Origin of the sequence: Polymorphospora sp. NPDC051019 (genome assembly GCF_040683055.1) — a bacterium.
GTDB lineage: Bacteria > Actinomycetota > Actinomycetes > Mycobacteriales > Micromonosporaceae > Polymorphospora > Polymorphospora lycopeni.
Window position 1 is genome coordinate 65433 of the sequence record NZ_JBFBCH010000016.1, and the last position, 14194, is coordinate 79626.

Consider the following 14194-nt stretch of genomic DNA (forward strand, 5'->3'; position numbering starts at 1 on the left):
GCGGCGGGGCGGCACATGCGGCGCGGCGGGGCGGCACGCGCGGCGCCGCGCGGGGGCGTTCAGTGCAGGGGGCCGGTCGTCGATTCGATGGTGGTGCGTAGTGTCCTGCCGGACACCGTCGCTCTCGCCTGCTCCAGGACCGGGGCTAGGTAGATGTCCGGGCCGGGTTCGCCCGCGTAGCCGGCGACCGCCGCCACCGCGGCCTGCCCGGCCGGGGACGGGGTCAGCGGCGCACGCAACTGCAACCCGCGTACGCCGGCCAGCAGTTCCACCGCGAGCAGGCTGGTCAGGTTGTCCAGCACCGTACGCAGTTTGCGGCAGGCGGCCCAGCCCATCGAGACGTGGTCCTCCTGCATGCCGCTGGTCGGCACCGAGTCGACCGATGCCGGCCCGGCCAGCCGCCTGTTCTCGGCGACGATTCCGGCGGCGGTGTACTGGGCGATCATCAGCCCGGAGTTGACGCCGGGGTCGGGGGAGAGGAACGCCGGCAGGTCACGCGACCGGGTCACGTCGAGCAGCCGGTCGACGCGGCGTTCGGCGATGGCGCCGACCTCGGCGGCGGCGATGGCGAGGAAGTCGGCGGCGAAGCCGAGTGGGGCGCCGTGGAAGTTGCCGGTCGACAGGACCCGCCCGTCGGGGAGTACGACCGGGTTGTCGACGACGCTGACGAGTTCGCGGGCGGCGGTCGTCTCGACGAAGGCGAGGGTGTCGCGGGCGGCGCCGGCGACCTGGGGGGCGCACCGGATCGAGTAGGCGTCCTGCACCGCGTGGGCCAGGTCGTCGCGGTGCGAGTCCATGATCGCCGAGCCCTGGAGCAGCCGGTGGATGTTGGCGGCCGACACCGCCTGGCCGGGATGCGGCCGGATGGCGTGCAGTTCGGGCAGGAACGGCCGGTCGGAGCCGAGCATCGCCTCGGTCGACAGCGCGGCGGTGACGTCGGCCATGGTGAACAGGTGGGCGGCGTCGTCGATGGCGAGCAGCAGCATGCCGAGCATGCCGTCGGTGCCGTTGATCAGCGCCAGCCCTTCCTTGGCCGACAGTTCGACCGGGGCGAGGCCGGCCCGGCGTAGCGCCTCGCCGCCGTCGATGCGTTGCCCGTCGGGGGCGAGTACCCAGCCCTCGCCGAGCAGCACCAGCGCGCAGTGCGCGAGTGGGGCGAGGTCGCCGGACGCGCCGAGCGAGCCGTGTTCCGGCACCCACGGGGTGATGTCGTGGTTGAGCAGGTCGACCAGTGCCTGCGCGACGAGGGGCCGTACGCCGGAGCGGCCGAGCGCCAGCGAGCGGACCCGGAGCAGGATCATCGCCCGGACCACCTCGCGCGACACCGGGGCGCCGATCCCGGCGGCGTGTGAGCGGATCAGCGCGTGTTGCAGTTCGGCCCGCCGTTCGGGCGCGACGAACGTGTTCGCCAGCGCCCCGAATCCGGTGGAGACGCCGTAGACCGGCCGGCCGTCGCGCTCGATCTTGTCCACGATGGATCGACTGGTCGCCATCGCGTCCACGGTGGATGGCGCGAGGGTGACCCGGGCCGTGCCGCGCGCCACGGCGAGCACGTCGGCGGGGGAGACCCCGGTCGGCTGGACGACTACGTCAGGCATTGCGGCACTCCGTTGTGCAGGACTTCGCTGATCAGTGGAACCCCCGGCCGGTAGGCCAGGTGCAGGTGCGACGGCGCGTCGAGGACCGTCAGGTCGGCCCGGGCCCCCGGGCGCAGCACGCCGACGTCGGTGCGGCGCAGCGCCCGCGCCCCGCCGGCCGTCGCCGCCCACACCGCCTCCGCCGGGCTCATCCCCATCTCGCGTACGGCGAGCGCGACGCAGAACGGCATCGACGACGTGTACGACGATCCGGGGTTGCAGTCGGTGGCCAGCGCCACCGTCACCCCGGCGTCGAGCAGCCGCCGGGCGTCCGGGTACGGCGACCGGGTGGAGAACTCCGCTCCCGGCAGCAGGGTGGCCACGGTCTCGGAGCCGGCGAGCGCGTCGACGTCGGCGTCCGACAGGTGGGTGCAGTGGTCGGCGCTGGCCGCCCCCAGTTCGACCGCCAGCTGCACCCCGGGTCCGGGGCCGAGCTGGTTGGCGTGCACCCGTACGCCGAGGCCGGCCGCCTGCCCGACGGTCAGGATCGCCCGGGTGTGGTCGGCGTCGAACGCGCCCCGCTCGCAGAACACGTCGATCCAGCGGGCGTACGGCAGCGCCGCCCGCAGCATCGGCCCGCAGACCAGCCCGACGTAGTCGTCGGGGCGGTCGGCGTACTCGGCCGGCACCACGTGGGCGCCGAGGAACGTCGTCTCGTCGGTGACCTCGCGGGCGATCCGCAGGGACCTGGCCTCGTGACGCACACTGAGGCCGTACCCGCTCTTGATCTCGATCGTGGTGGTGCCCTGCCGCAGCGCCTCGCGGCGCAGGCGGTGGACGGTGCCGCGCAGTTCGTCGTCGGAGGCGGCGCGGGTCGCGGACACGGTGGTGCGGATGCCGCCGCCGGTGTAGCGCTCGCCGGTCATCCGGGCGGCGAACTCGGCGGCCCGGTCGCCGGCGAAGACGAGGTGCGCGTGGCTGTCGACGAAGCCGGGCAGCACCGCGGCGCCGTCGGCGTCGATCCGCCGGTCGGCGGCGGGCGCGTCGGCGGCCCGGCCGATCCAGGCGATCCGGCCGTCCTCGACCAGGACGGCGGCGTCGTGGACGATGCCGAGCAGGCCCTCGCGGGCCGGGTCGTTGGTGACCAGTTCGCCGATGTCGTCGACCAGCAGGTTCACGCCACATCCTCCCCGTAGGAGTTCGCCACCGACCGGGCCAGTTCGGCCGGTACGTCCACGCGCACGTGCCGGCCGTCGCGGACCACCACCGCGCCGTCGACCAGCACCAGGTCGACGTCGGCGGCGGTCGCCGCGAACAGCGCCCCGACCGGCTCCACCCCGGCCGTCCGGACGCTGTCGAGGCGTACGGCGACCAGGTCGGCGCGGGCGCCGACCGCGATCCGGCCGGCGTCGGTCCAGCCGAGCGCCCGGTGGCCGGCGGGGCCGGCGGCCCGCAGCAGCTCCCCGGCACCGAAGTGCCCGCGCCGCCGTGTCCGCAGCCGCTCGTCCAGCTCCACCGCCCGCGCCTCCTCGAACGGGTCGATGACGGCGTGGCTGTCGCTGCCGAGGCTGAGCGGGCTGCCGGCGTCGGCTATCGCCCGCGCCGGCCCGATCCCGTCGGCGAGGTCGCGTTCGGTCGTCGGGCACAGGCACACCCCGGTCCCGGACCCGCCGAGGGTGGTCAGGTCCGCCCGGGTGATGTGGGTGGCGTGGACCGCCGTCGTGCGCGGCCCGAGCGCGCCCGCGCCGGCGAGCAGCCCGGTCGGCGTGGTGCCGTGGTACGCCAGGCACGCCTCGTTCTCGGCCGGCTGCTCCGACAGGTGCGCGTGCAGCGGTGCGTCGTGCGCCGCCGCCCAGCCGGCGACGTCGCCGAGCTGCGCGGCCGGCACCGCCCGCACCGAGTGGATCGCGGCGCCGAGCCGGGCGTGGTCGCCGGCCGGCCGGAACGCGTCCACCCGGGCCGCCCAGCCGGCCGCGTCGCCGTCGCCGAACCGCAGCTGCGGGCCGGCCAGCGGCTTTCCGTCGACGGTCGCCGTCAGGTAGCAGGTGTCGAGCAGGGTGAGCCGTACGCCGGCCTGCGCGGCCGCCTCGACCAGCGCGGCACCCATCGCGTTCGGGTCGGCGTACGGCCGCCCGTCCGGGGCGTGGTGCAGGTAGTGGAACTCGCCGACACAGGTGATCCCGGCCAGCGCCATCTCCGCGTACGTCGCCCGGGCCAGCGCCAGGTAGGAGTCCGGGTCGAGCCGGGTGGCGACGTCGTACATCCGCTCCCGCCACGTCCAGAACGTGCCGCCCCCGGTGTGCGTACGGCCGCGCAGCGCCCGGTGGAATGCGTGCGAGTGGGTGTTCGCGAGCCCGGGCAGCACCAGTCCGGCCAGCCGGGTCGCGTCCGGCGGGGCCGGCACGCCGACGTCGATCGTGGTGAACCGCCCGTCGGTCACCTCGATCAGCACGTCCGGGTCCGGCCCGGTCCGCCCGTCGAGCCAGGCGTACGCGGCGTGCCAGCGGGTCACCGGCATGCCAGCTCCTCGATCACGTCGGCGAGCGCCGCCACCCCGGCGACGCAGTCGTCGTCGGTGGCGTGCTCGGCCGGTGAGTGCGACACCCCGGTCGGGTTGCGGACGAACAGCATCGCGGTCGGCAGGTGTGCGGCCAGCACCCCGGCGTCGTGGCCGGCCCCGGTCGGCAGCACCGGCGCCCCGCCGAGCAGTTCGGCGAGCCGTCCGGCGAGCGGCCCGTCGAAGTCGACCACACCGGTGAACGACTCCCGGGTCACCGCGACCGTGGTGCCGTCGCGGCCGGCGCGCTCGACCGCCTTGCCCCGGACCGCCTCGACCAGACCGTCCAGTGTGGCCGGATCGGCGGCCCGGGCGTCCAGCCAGCCCCGGACCAGTGCCGGGACCGCGTTGGTGGCGTTCGGCTCGACCGCGACCCGGCCCACCGTGGCGTGCGCGCCGCGCAGCCGGGCCTCCTTGTTCGCCGCCAGCACCGTGAACGCGTACGTCAGCATCGGGTCGCGGCGGTCGGCCATCCGGGTCGTACCGGCGTGGTTGGCCTCGCCGTGGAAGTCGAACCGCCACCGGCCGTGCGGCCAGATCGCGCTGGCGACCCCGACCGGCGCGTCCACGTCGACCAGGGCCCGGCCCTGCTCGACGTGCAGTTCGACGAACGTGCCGAACCGGGCCAGCAGGCCCGGCACCGGGCCGGCCGGTGGCCCGCCCAGCGCCTGTCCGAAGGTGATCCCGTCCCGGTCGGTCAGCGCCGCCGCCCGCTCCGGCTCGATCGCGCCGGTCAGCAGCCGCGACCCCAGGCACGGTACGCCGAACCGGGCGCCCTCCTCCTCGGCGAACGCCGCCACGCACACCGGCCGGGACGGGGTGACCCCGCGTGCCCGCAGGGCGTCGACGGCCAGCAGCGCGCTGACGATCCCCAGTGGACCGTCGTAGCCGCCGCCGTGCGGCACCGAGTCGAAGTGGCTGCCGGTCAGCACCGCGTCACCGGCGCCGGCCGGCCCCCACCAGGCGAAGAGGTTGCCGTTGCCGTCGTCCTCGACCGGCATGTCGCGGTCGGCCGCCTGCCGGCGGAACCAGTCCCGCAGCCACCGCTCCGGCTCGGTGAACGCGTAGCGCAGGTAGCCGCCGCTGACCGGGTCCCGGCCCACCGGGGTGAGTTCGTCCCACAGCTCCCGGAAGCCGGTCACGGGCGGGCCATCGGGATCTGGACGCCGTGCTCCCCGGCGACCTCGGCGGCCAGTTCGTAGCCGGCGTCGACGTGCCGGATCACGCCCATCCCCGGGTCGTTGGTCAGCACCCGCTCGATCTTGCGCCCGGCCAGTTCGGTGCCGTCGGCGACGCAGACCTGCCCGGCGTGCAGCGACCGCCCGATACCCACCCCGCCCCCATTGTGGATGGAGACCCAGGAGGCGCCACTCGCCGTGTTCACCAGGGCGTTCAGCAGCGGCCAGTCGGCGATCGCGTCCGAGCCGTCGCGCATCCCCTCGGTCTCCCGGAACGGGCTGGCGACACTGCCGCAGTCCAGGTGGTCGCGGCCGATCACCACCGGGGCCGACAGCTCACCGGAGGCCACCATCTCGTTGAACCGCACCCCGGCCCTGTCCCGTTCGCCGTACCCGAGCCAGCAGATCCGGGCCGGCAGCCCCTGGAACGCGACCCGTTCCCCGGCCAGCCGGATCCACCGGGCCAGCGCCTCGTTCTCCGGGAACAGGTCCAGCACCGCCCGGTCGGTGGCCGCGATGTCGGCCGGGTCACCGGACAGCGCCGCCCACCGGAACGGCCCCTTGCCCTCGCAGAACAACGGCCGGATGTACGCCGGCACGAACCCCGGGAAGTCGAACGCCCGCTCGTAGCCGTGCAGCTGCGCCTCGCCCCGGATCGAGTTGCCGTAGTCGAACACCTCGGCACCCGCGTCGAGGAAGCCGACCATCGCCTCGACGTGCTTCGCCATCGACGCCCGCGCCCGGGCGGTGAACTCCTCCGGCTTCGCCCGCGCGTAGTCGCCGGCCTGGTCCGGCTCGACCCCCTCCGGCACGTACGACAGCGGGTCGTGGGCACTGGTCTGGTCGGTCACCACGTCGATCTCGACGCCGCGGCGCAGCAACTCGGGGAAGACCGTCGCCGCGTTGCCGACCACCCCGACCGACAGCGCCCGCCGCCCGGTGCGGGCGGCCGTGGCCAGCGCCACCGCCTCGTCCAGGTCGGCGGCGACCACGTCCAGGTAGCGGGTCGCCACCCGGCGGTCCAGCCGGGCCCGGTCGATGTCGACGACCAGGCACGCCCCGCCGTTCATCGTCACCGCGAGGGGCTGCGCGCCACCCATCCCGCCGCAGCCGCCGGTCAGCGTCAACGTGCCGGCCAGCGTGCCGCCGAACCGTTTCGCCGCCACCGCCGCGAACGTCTCGTACGTGCCCTGGAGGATGCCCTGCGTCCCGATGTAGATCCACGAGCCGGCGGTCATCTGGCCGTACATGGTCAGGCCCAGGTTCTCCAGCCGGCGGAACTCCGGCCACGTCGACCAGTCACCGACCAGGTTCGAGTTCGCCAGCAGCACCCGCGGCGCCCACTCGTGGGTGCGGAACACCCCGACCGGCCGGCCCGACTGCACCAGCATCGTCTCGTCGTCGTCCAGCTCGGTCAGCGTCCGCACCAGCGCCCGGTAGGACGGCCAGTCCCGGGCCGCCCGGCCCGTCCCGCCGTACACCACCAGGTCGTCGGGGCGCTCGGCCACGTCCGGGTCCAGGTTGTTCATCAGCATCCGCAGCGCGGCCTCCTGCGGCCACCCCTTCGCGGTACGGGTCACCCCGCGCGCCGCGCGAACCGGTCCGTCCATCGGTCTGCCTCCTTCGGGGCGTTTCTCAGGCGTGCTCGGGCGTTCTCAGGCGTGCTCAGGCCACGAACACGTTGCGGCTGGCCGCCGACTGCTCGAACTGCTCCAGGCGACGCTGCGCGTCGGCCGGCGCCACGTCGCAGATCGCCTGCAACAGCACCATCGCCATCGTCATCGGCGCGGTGTGCAGGTCGAAGACGAGCTGCGTGCCGACCGCCGCCGGCAGCACCACGTCGGCGTGCTCGGCGACCGGGCTGACCGCCGAGTCGGTGATCGCCACCACCGACAGCCCGGCGGCCCGCGCCTCGCGTACCGCCTCGACCGCCTCCCGCGGGTAGCGGGGCATCACCATCGCCAGCAGCGCGGTCGCCCCGGCGGCCCGGGCCTGGTCGAGCCGGTCGGCGAGCAGGCTCCCCCCGGAGTCCAAGACTCGTACGTCCGGCAGCACCTTCGCGGCGAAATAGGCGAAGTACGCGGCCAGTGGCGCCGCCGACCGCAGGCCGAGCACCGGCAGCGGCCGGCTGGCCGCCAGCAGCGACCCGGCGACGGTCAGCGGGTCGCGGTCACCGAGCTGTCCGGCGAGCCGGTGCAGGTTGTCGACCTCGTCGTGCACCGCCCGCTGCAACTCGTTGCCGGTCGCCGGGCCGGCGGCCGTCCCGTTCCCGGCACCGGCGAACTCCCGCAGCCGGCGGCGCAGTGCCGGGTAGCCGTCGTAGCCGAGCGCCATCGCGAACCGGGTCACCGACGGCTGGCTCACCCCGGCCAGTTCGGCGACCTCGGCCGCCGACAGGTACGCCGCCGACGCGGTGTGCCGCACCAGGCTGTGCGCGATCCGGCGCTGGGTCGGGGTCAGGCGGACCCCCTGGAACAGGTCGAGCACCCGGTCGGCGGTGGGTCCCTCGGGGCTCTTCCGATTCATGGGGCGAGGATATGCATGAAAATATTCAGAGCGCAACGGTTGTCATGGACTGTGATAGATATTCGGGCGTGACCGGTACAAACCTCCGGCGCCGCATCGCGCGCACCCCGCTCGCACCCGTCGCCGCGTTCCCCAAGCGGCTCCTCCGGGTGGCCCGCCACGACGCCCGCGTCCTCGGCGTCTCCGCCCGCTGGCTGTTCACCTCCCGCGAACACCACAACTACACCTACGACCTGACCCCGCTCAGCCGCGAACACCTCGCCTGGTTCGTCAGCGTCACCTGCGACCTACCCGTCGCCCAGGTCCGGACCTACCTCGCCGAGATCGAAACCGACGACGCCCTGCGCCGGCACATCGAACAAACCACCGCCACCTCCGCCCGGCGCGGCCTCGCCGACCGCCACGTCCGCTACGCCCGCCGCATCGGCTGGTACGCCATCGTCCGCGCCACCCGACCCGCCCACATCGTCGAAACCGGCGTCGACAAGGGGCTCGGCACCTGCGTGCTCGCCGCCGCCCTCCTACGCAACACCGCCGAAGGCCATCCCGGCCGGGTCACCTCGCTCGACATCAACCCCGAAGCCGGCTACCTCGCCCAGGCCCGCCCCTGGTCCGACGTCGTCGACCTCGTCATCGGCGACTCCATCGCCAGCATCGGCGCCCTCGACCGCCCCGTCGACCTCTTCCTGCACGACAGCGACCACAGCGTCGCCCACGAACGCCGCGAATTCGACGCCGTCGAACCCAGACTCGCCCCCGGCGCCCGGCTGCTCACCGACAACGTCACCGTCACCAACGTCCTCGCCGAACACGCCGAACGCACCGGCCGCCGCTTCCTCGCCTACCGGGAGAACCCGGCCCGGCACTGGTTCCCCGGCGACGGCATCGGAATCGCCTGGTAGACCCGGCCCCGCAGCCCGCCGCCCGCCCTGTGGCAGGCTGGCCGGATGCGGCTCGCGTCCCTGCACACCCACCCCGTCAAGGGCTGCCACCGGCTCGACCACGACACCGTCCACGTCGAGCCGTGGGGGCTCGCCGGCGACCGCCGCTGGCTCATCGTCGACGAGCACGGCACCGGCGTCACCCAACGCGACACCGCCGCACTCGTCCACGTCCGGCCCGCACCACGCCCCGGCGGCGGACTCACCCTGCACGCCACCGGGCGGCCCGCGCTCGACGTACCCGAACCGGCGCCGACCGGCGACGCGCTCGACGTACAGATCTTCGTCAACCGCACCCCGGTCGCCGCCACACCCGCCGGCACGGCCGCCGACGACTGGCTCAGCACCCTGCTCGACCGCAAGGTACGCCTCGTCTGGCTCGCCAACCCCGCCGACCAACCCATCGGCACCGAACTCAGCCGCCCCGAAGACCGGGTCAGCTTCGCCGACCGCTACCCGATGCTGGTCACCAACAGCGCCTCCCTCGACGCCCTCAACAGCCTGCTGCTCGAAGCCGGCGACGTCGAAGCACCGATACCGATGAACCGCTTCCGCGCCAACCTCGTCGTCGGCGACGCCGAACCCTGGGCCGAAGACGACTGGATCGGCCGCCGCCTCCGGTTCGGAAACGTCGTCATGCGCGCCGTCAAACCCTGCGCCCGCTGCCTCGTCACCACCATCGACCAGGAGACCGGCGAAAAGGGCCGGCAGCCGCTGCGGCTGCTCGCCCGGCACCGCAACCACGACCAGAAACTGCTCTTCGGCGTCAATCTGATCCCCGACGACACCGGACCGGTCACCGTCGGCGACCCCGTCGAGGTGATCTGACCCGCTTGCGGTGCCGGCCCCGACTCGGGCAGCATCAGCCGCCGTGAGCGAGCGAACCATAAGGGGCCACCGCCGCGTGCCCCGCCGGCCGTACGCCCGCTGGCTCGCCGCCGGGGGCCTGACCGTCGTCGCCGCCGTCGCCGGCCTCGCCGTCCTCCTGCAGACCGGGGTGCCGGCCGCGTGCGCCGTACCGACCACCGCCCAGAACGGAAAGGCCACCTTCTACGACTCGAACGGCGGCGGTGGCAACTGCTCCCACGTCGGCCCGCCCGCCACCCGCATGTACGTCGCCCTCGGCCCCACCGAATACGACGACGCGGCCGCCTGCGGCAGCTACCTCGACGTGACCGGCCCCAAGGGCAAGGTCCGCGTCATGGTCATGGACCAGTGCCCGGAATGCCCGCCCGGCCACATCGACCTCTCCCGCCAGGCATTCGCGAAGATCGCCGACCCGGTCCAGGGAGTGGTTCCGGTCACCTACCGGCGCGTCGTCGACCCGGCCCTGCCCGGCCCGCTCGCCTTCCGCATCAAGGACGGCGCCTCCCAGTGGTGGTTCGCCGTACTCGTCACCAACCACGGCAACCCGCTGAACAAGGTCGAGGCCAGACCACCCGGCGGCGGCTGGAAATCCGCCGTACGGCAGGACTACAACTACTGGATCATCGAGGGCGGGCTCGGCCCCGGCCCGTACACGATCCGGGTCACCGACGACCGGGGCCGGCAGGCCGTGGCCGAAGGAATCCGGATGGCGCCCGAACAGACCCAGCAGACCAACATCTCCATGTACGGCGCACCGGCCCGCCCCACCGCCGCCAGCCCGTCGCGTCCGCCGACCCCCACCGCCGAGCCCTCCCCGACGGTTGAGCCCACCGCGACGGTCGAGCCCACCCCGACGGCGGTGGCCGCCAGCGAGGACGTACCGACGGCGCCCGCCGCCAGCGGCTCAGCCACACCGGCCACCTGCCACTGACTCGAACCGCGGTGCTCGGCGTCAGCCGCGCCCAGGTGCCCCAGGGCCACGGGTTGTCAGCCGGGGAGGCGGCGGATCGCTGCCGCGTCTCACAGCGAATTCGCTGTCAATACGCCGAATTCGCTGTGGCCCGCAACAGCAGTACCCGGCCGCTGACGGGTACCCGGCCATCGCCTCTTGATCGTCTGCGGTTGGGACACTCGACACGCCGGGCGCTGAACGCTTAAACCGCAGACGATCATGACGGCTGCCGACGGGACCCCGACGCAGGACAGCGGCCGGGACATCGGACGCGGCGACTCAGCGCAGCGACAACCACATCAGAACCTCGTCGCGGTCGTCGCCGGTCGCCACCCGCAACGCGCCCGGCAACCGGCCCACCTCCTTGTAACCGCACCGCGCGTAGAACTCCGTCACCCCGGCCCCGTCCCGGACCGTCAGGTGCAGCGCGTCCAACCCCATCTCCCGACCGACCCGCTCCGCCTCCCTGACCAGCGCCGCACCGTAACCGAGGCCCTGCCGGTCCGGGTGCACCATCACCCGCTTCAGAATCCGCCAATGGTCCTTGAGGACGAAGTTGTTGTCGGTCATGAACAGCATCGCGACCAGCCGCTCGCCCTCGAAGCCGGCCAGCAGCCGGTCCCGTCCCTCGTCGACCGCCGCGAACTCGGCGCGTGCCGTCGGCCACACGTCGTCCGGAGTGACCTGCCCCACGAATCCCACCGCGCCGCCGGTGTTGGTCACCGTGCACCACAGGTCGACGATCCTGTCGCGCAGGACGCCGGTCAGCGGGGGGTCGAGTACGAAGCGCAGGCCCATGCCCGCAATCCTGCCGCCCCGCACCGACGGCCCCGACGTGTCGTCGGCCACGGCCGAGTTGATGGTGCGGGAGAGGGGATTCGAACCCCTACGTCCTTTCGGACAACAGGACCTAAACCTGCCGCGGCTGCCGTTACGCCACTCCCGCCGACGCCAAGAGTCTAGAGCGCCGGGCGGCGACGGTGTTGAGGCCCACCTCGCGCAGGATGCTGGATACCGTGCCGTGGCTGACGGCGCCGGCCGGATCGAGCGCGCGTAACCGGCGGGCGATCGCCTTCGGCCGGTCACCCGGGTGGGCCAGCGCGTGCGCGATGATCCGGTCCCGCTGCGCGACGGTGCGCGAGCGTGGTCCGCCCCGCCTGGTGACCAGCGAGCCGGCTTCGGCCAAGCGCCGTCGGAGCCGGTAGAAGTGGTTGCGGTGGCATCCGATCAGTCGGGCCGCCGCCACGACCGTCAGATCACCGTGATCTACCCGGTCGATGATGTCCCGGACGGCGTCGTCGTCCGGTCGATCGCCGCTGGTGCCGCTGTCCGGGGTCGCGAAGGCGGCCGATCTGGTGGACGGCCGGCGGTTTCGGCCGGCGTACGTCGATGTCTGGCTGTGGCGGTTGGGGCACAGGAACCGCAGATTGTCCGGCCGGCAGTCCCAGAACTCGCCGTTGACGTGGTCGACGTGCAGGGTCAGCGGGCGGTCGTTCCACACCGATCCGATGCCACACGCCTGGCACTTGAGCGGGACACCGGATTCGACGAGTGCCCGCCGCAGGACCTCGGGATGCGCCCGTCGCCGGTCGGTGGCCCGCAGGACCAGCACCTCCTCGGGACGCAGTCGGCGCGGGGACCGCCGGCCCCGGTTGTGCGCCCGGCCCAGGAAGTGCGAGGTGTCGATGCCCAGGACGTCGATGCGACGCCGTAGATGTGCGTGGGAGCGCCGTTGAGCGGGAGGCCGAGGTGCCGCAGCACCTCGGCCATGCTGTGGCTCGCCGCCACCGCCTCCGCGAGTACCTGCTTCGTGTACTTCACCACGTCCCCGACGCTAGACGGCAGGGTGAAGTGGAACACGAGCGCCAATCGGCAGGTTCAGTCGAGGCCGAGATCCCGGCGCAGCTTGGCGACGTGGCCGGTGGCCTTGACGTTGTAGAGCGCCTTGATGATCTTTCCGTCCTCGTCGATGACGAAAGTGGATCGGATCACCCCGGTGACCGTCTTGCCGTAGAGCTGCTTCTCGCCGAACGCGCCGTACGCGGTCAGCACCGCCTTGTCGGGGTCGGACATTAGCGGGAAGGTGAGCGCGTCGCGCTCGCGGAACTTGGCGAGCTTGGCCGGCTTGTCGGGGGAGATGCCGACGACCTCGTAGCCGGCGGCCTGGAGCGACGCGAGCGAGTCGCGGAAGTCGCAGGCCTGCTTGGTGCAGCCGGGGGTCATCGCGGCAGGGTAGACGTAGAGCACCACCTTGCGGCCGCGCAGCTCGTTCAGGGACAGCGTCTCGCCGGTGTCGGTCGGCAGTTCGAACTCGGGTGCGGGATCGCCGGGAGCGAGGCGTGCCGTTGCGGTCATGGCCCGAACCCTATCGCCCGTCCGGTTCCGGTTGGCGGTGCCGGGCCGGGCATCCACGAACGGGCTAGTTGCAAGGTATTGGCAACTGCCTATGTTCCGAAATACTCTGGGAGATGCCTGTACGCGCGGCGCACCGGCACCGCGTACCGGGCTTTCGCGCTGGTCGGGAGGAGCCCATGGACGGTCTGGCTCTGCACATCGGCAACGGGGTGCTCGACGCACCGGTTTCGATCGCCTACGCCGTGCTCACGGTGGTGGCACTGGTCTTCTGCGTGATGCGGGGGCGGCAGGATCTCGACGACCGGCTGGCACCGATGGCCGGCCTGGTGGCGGCGTTCATCTTCGCGGTCCAGATGCTCAACTTCCCGGTGTTGCCGGGGGTGAGCGGGCACCTGCTCGGCGGGGCGCTGGCAGCGTTGCTGGTCGGCCCGTGGGTGGGTGCGTTGTGCGTCGCCGTGGTGCTGGTCGTGCAGGCGCTCGTCTTCGCCGACGGCGGGATCACCGCGCTGGGGCCGAACATCTTCAACATGGCGCTGGTCGGTACGGCGGCGGCGTACGGGCTGATCGTCCTGCTGTTGCGGGTGCTGCCGCGTACGGCGGCGGGGCTGGCGGCGACGGCGTTGCTGGCGTCGGTGGTCAGCGTGGTCGCGGCGGCGTCGAGTTTCGTGCTCCAGTACGCGCTCGGCGGCACGACGCAGCTGGTGGACTACGGGCTCGGGGCGATCGCGGCGACGATGACCGGCACCCATCTGCTGATCGGTGTCGGTGAGGGGATCATCGCGGCGACGACGGTGGTCACGGTCGCGAAGACCCGGCCGGATCTGGTGTACGCCCTGCGCGGCGGCCGGCTGGCGACGACTTCGACGGTGGGAGGCGCGGCGTGAGGCGGGGAAGCTGGTTCGTCCTCGGTGGCCTGCTGGTCGCCCTCCTGCTGGCCGGGGTGGTCAGCAACTTCGCCTCGGGCTCGCCCGACGGCCTGGACTCGGCGTCGACGAAGGGCTGCACCCTGAACGCCGACGAGGAGATCACCGGCGGCAGTTGCATGGCGTCCAACGCGAAGGACCACGAGTGGGCCGGCAGCCCGCTGGCCGACTACGGGCTGCGGGGCGTCGACAACCCCTTCCTGGCAACGGCGGTGGCCGGGGCGACCGGGGTGTTGCTCACCTTCGTCGTCGGCGGCGGGCTGTTCTGGCTGGTCCGCGGCCGGCGTCCGGCGGATCGCGCGTAGCCGGGGCGGGAGC

At 73.2% G+C, this 14194-nt stretch carries 14 protein-coding genes and 1 tRNA gene; 5 read left to right on the forward strand and 10 right to left on the reverse strand.

Annotated features, from left to right (window positions below; all coding sequences use genetic code 11):
- Positions 1-59 precede the first annotated feature (59 nt).
- From hutH to AB0M79_RS25125, 6 genes are read right to left on the reverse strand one after another with little or no spacing between them, the layout of a single operon-like run.
- Entirely contained in the window at positions 60-1598 is a 1539-nt protein-coding gene (gene hutH, locus AB0M79_RS25100) for a histidine ammonia-lyase (protein ID WP_364217932.1), read from the reverse strand.
- Positions 1586-2755, reverse strand: coding sequence for an imidazolonepropionase (hutI, locus tag AB0M79_RS25105; RefSeq protein WP_364217934.1), 1170 nt, complete (start codon positions 2753-2755; stop codon positions 1586-1588). The genes hutH and hutI overlap by 13 nt, the downstream gene beginning before the upstream one ends.
- Entirely contained in the window at positions 2752-4089 is a 1338-nt protein-coding gene (locus AB0M79_RS25110; RefSeq protein WP_364218144.1) for a formimidoylglutamate deiminase, read from the reverse strand. The genes hutI and AB0M79_RS25110 overlap by 4 nt, the downstream gene beginning before the upstream one ends.
- On the reverse strand, positions 4086-5276 hold the full coding sequence (locus AB0M79_RS25115; RefSeq protein ID WP_364217936.1) for an allantoate amidohydrolase: 1191 nt from the start codon (positions 5274-5276) through the stop codon (positions 4086-4088). Before AB0M79_RS25115 ends, AB0M79_RS25110 begins: the two co-directional genes overlap by 4 nt.
- Positions 5273-6922, reverse strand: a complete 1650-nt coding sequence (hutU, locus tag AB0M79_RS25120; RefSeq protein WP_364217938.1) for a urocanate hydratase — start codon at positions 6920-6922, stop codon at positions 5273-5275. The genes AB0M79_RS25115 and hutU overlap by 4 nt, the downstream gene beginning before the upstream one ends.
- Before the next feature lie 55 nt (positions 6923-6977).
- A complete protein-coding gene (locus AB0M79_RS25125; RefSeq protein ID WP_364217940.1) occupies positions 6978-7838 on the reverse strand; it encodes a MurR/RpiR family transcriptional regulator in 861 nt (286 codons plus the stop codon).
- A 68-nt stretch (positions 7839-7906) separates the two neighbouring features.
- Between AB0M79_RS25125 and AB0M79_RS25130 the strand changes: the two genes are divergently transcribed.
- The 3 genes from AB0M79_RS25130 to AB0M79_RS25140 are packed head-to-tail and all read left to right on the forward strand — an operon-like array spanning position 7907 to position 10577.
- Entirely contained in the window at positions 7907-8740 is an 834-nt protein-coding gene (locus AB0M79_RS25130) for a class I SAM-dependent methyltransferase (RefSeq protein ID WP_364217942.1), read from the forward strand.
- A 45-nt stretch (positions 8741-8785) separates the two neighbouring features.
- The gene (locus AB0M79_RS25135; protein ID WP_364217944.1) at positions 8786-9607 is read left to right on the forward strand and encodes an MOSC N-terminal beta barrel domain-containing protein; all 822 of its coding nucleotides are present in this window, start codon (positions 8786-8788) and stop codon (positions 9605-9607) included.
- Between the two features lie 43 nt (positions 9608-9650).
- Positions 9651-10577: an expansin EXLX1 family cellulose-binding protein gene (locus AB0M79_RS25140; protein WP_364217946.1), complete on the forward strand. Its 927-nt coding sequence runs from the start codon at positions 9651-9653 to the stop codon at positions 10575-10577.
- Between the two features lie 300 nt (positions 10578-10877).
- Here the strand turns inward: AB0M79_RS25140 and AB0M79_RS25145 are convergent, their stop codons facing one another.
- From AB0M79_RS25145 to bcp, 4 genes are all read right to left on the reverse strand, one after another.
- A complete protein-coding gene (locus AB0M79_RS25145) occupies positions 10878-11396 on the reverse strand; it encodes a GNAT family N-acetyltransferase (protein WP_364217948.1) in 519 nt (172 codons plus the stop codon).
- Positions 11397-11458: 62 nt separating this feature from the next.
- A tRNA-Leu gene (locus AB0M79_RS25150) sits at positions 11459-11544 on the reverse strand.
- Positions 11530-12210 (reverse strand): helix-turn-helix domain-containing protein, encoded by a 681-nt coding sequence (locus AB0M79_RS25155; protein WP_364217950.1) that lies wholly within the window; start codon positions 12208-12210, stop codon positions 11530-11532. The genes AB0M79_RS25150 and AB0M79_RS25155 overlap by 15 nt, the downstream gene beginning before the upstream one ends.
- Positions 12211-12476: 266 nt before the next feature.
- Entirely contained in the window at positions 12477-12953 is a 477-nt protein-coding gene (gene bcp, locus AB0M79_RS25160; protein ID WP_364217952.1) for a thioredoxin-dependent thiol peroxidase, read from the reverse strand.
- Positions 12954-13129: 176 nt separating this feature from the next.
- On the opposite strand from bcp, the gene AB0M79_RS25165 reads away from it, so the two are divergent.
- Both AB0M79_RS25165 and AB0M79_RS25170 read left to right on the forward strand, forming a co-directional pair.
- Complete coding sequence (locus AB0M79_RS25165) at positions 13130-13837, forward strand: energy-coupling factor ABC transporter permease (protein ID WP_364217954.1); 708 nt, start codon at positions 13130-13132, stop codon at positions 13835-13837.
- Positions 13834-14181 carry a PDGLE domain-containing protein gene (locus AB0M79_RS25170; protein WP_364217956.1) on the forward strand — a complete coding sequence of 116 codons (348 nt, stop codon included), beginning with the start codon at positions 13834-13836 and terminating at the stop codon, positions 14179-14181. Before AB0M79_RS25165 ends, AB0M79_RS25170 begins: the two co-directional genes overlap by 4 nt.
- Positions 14182-14194: the final 13 nt, after the last annotated feature.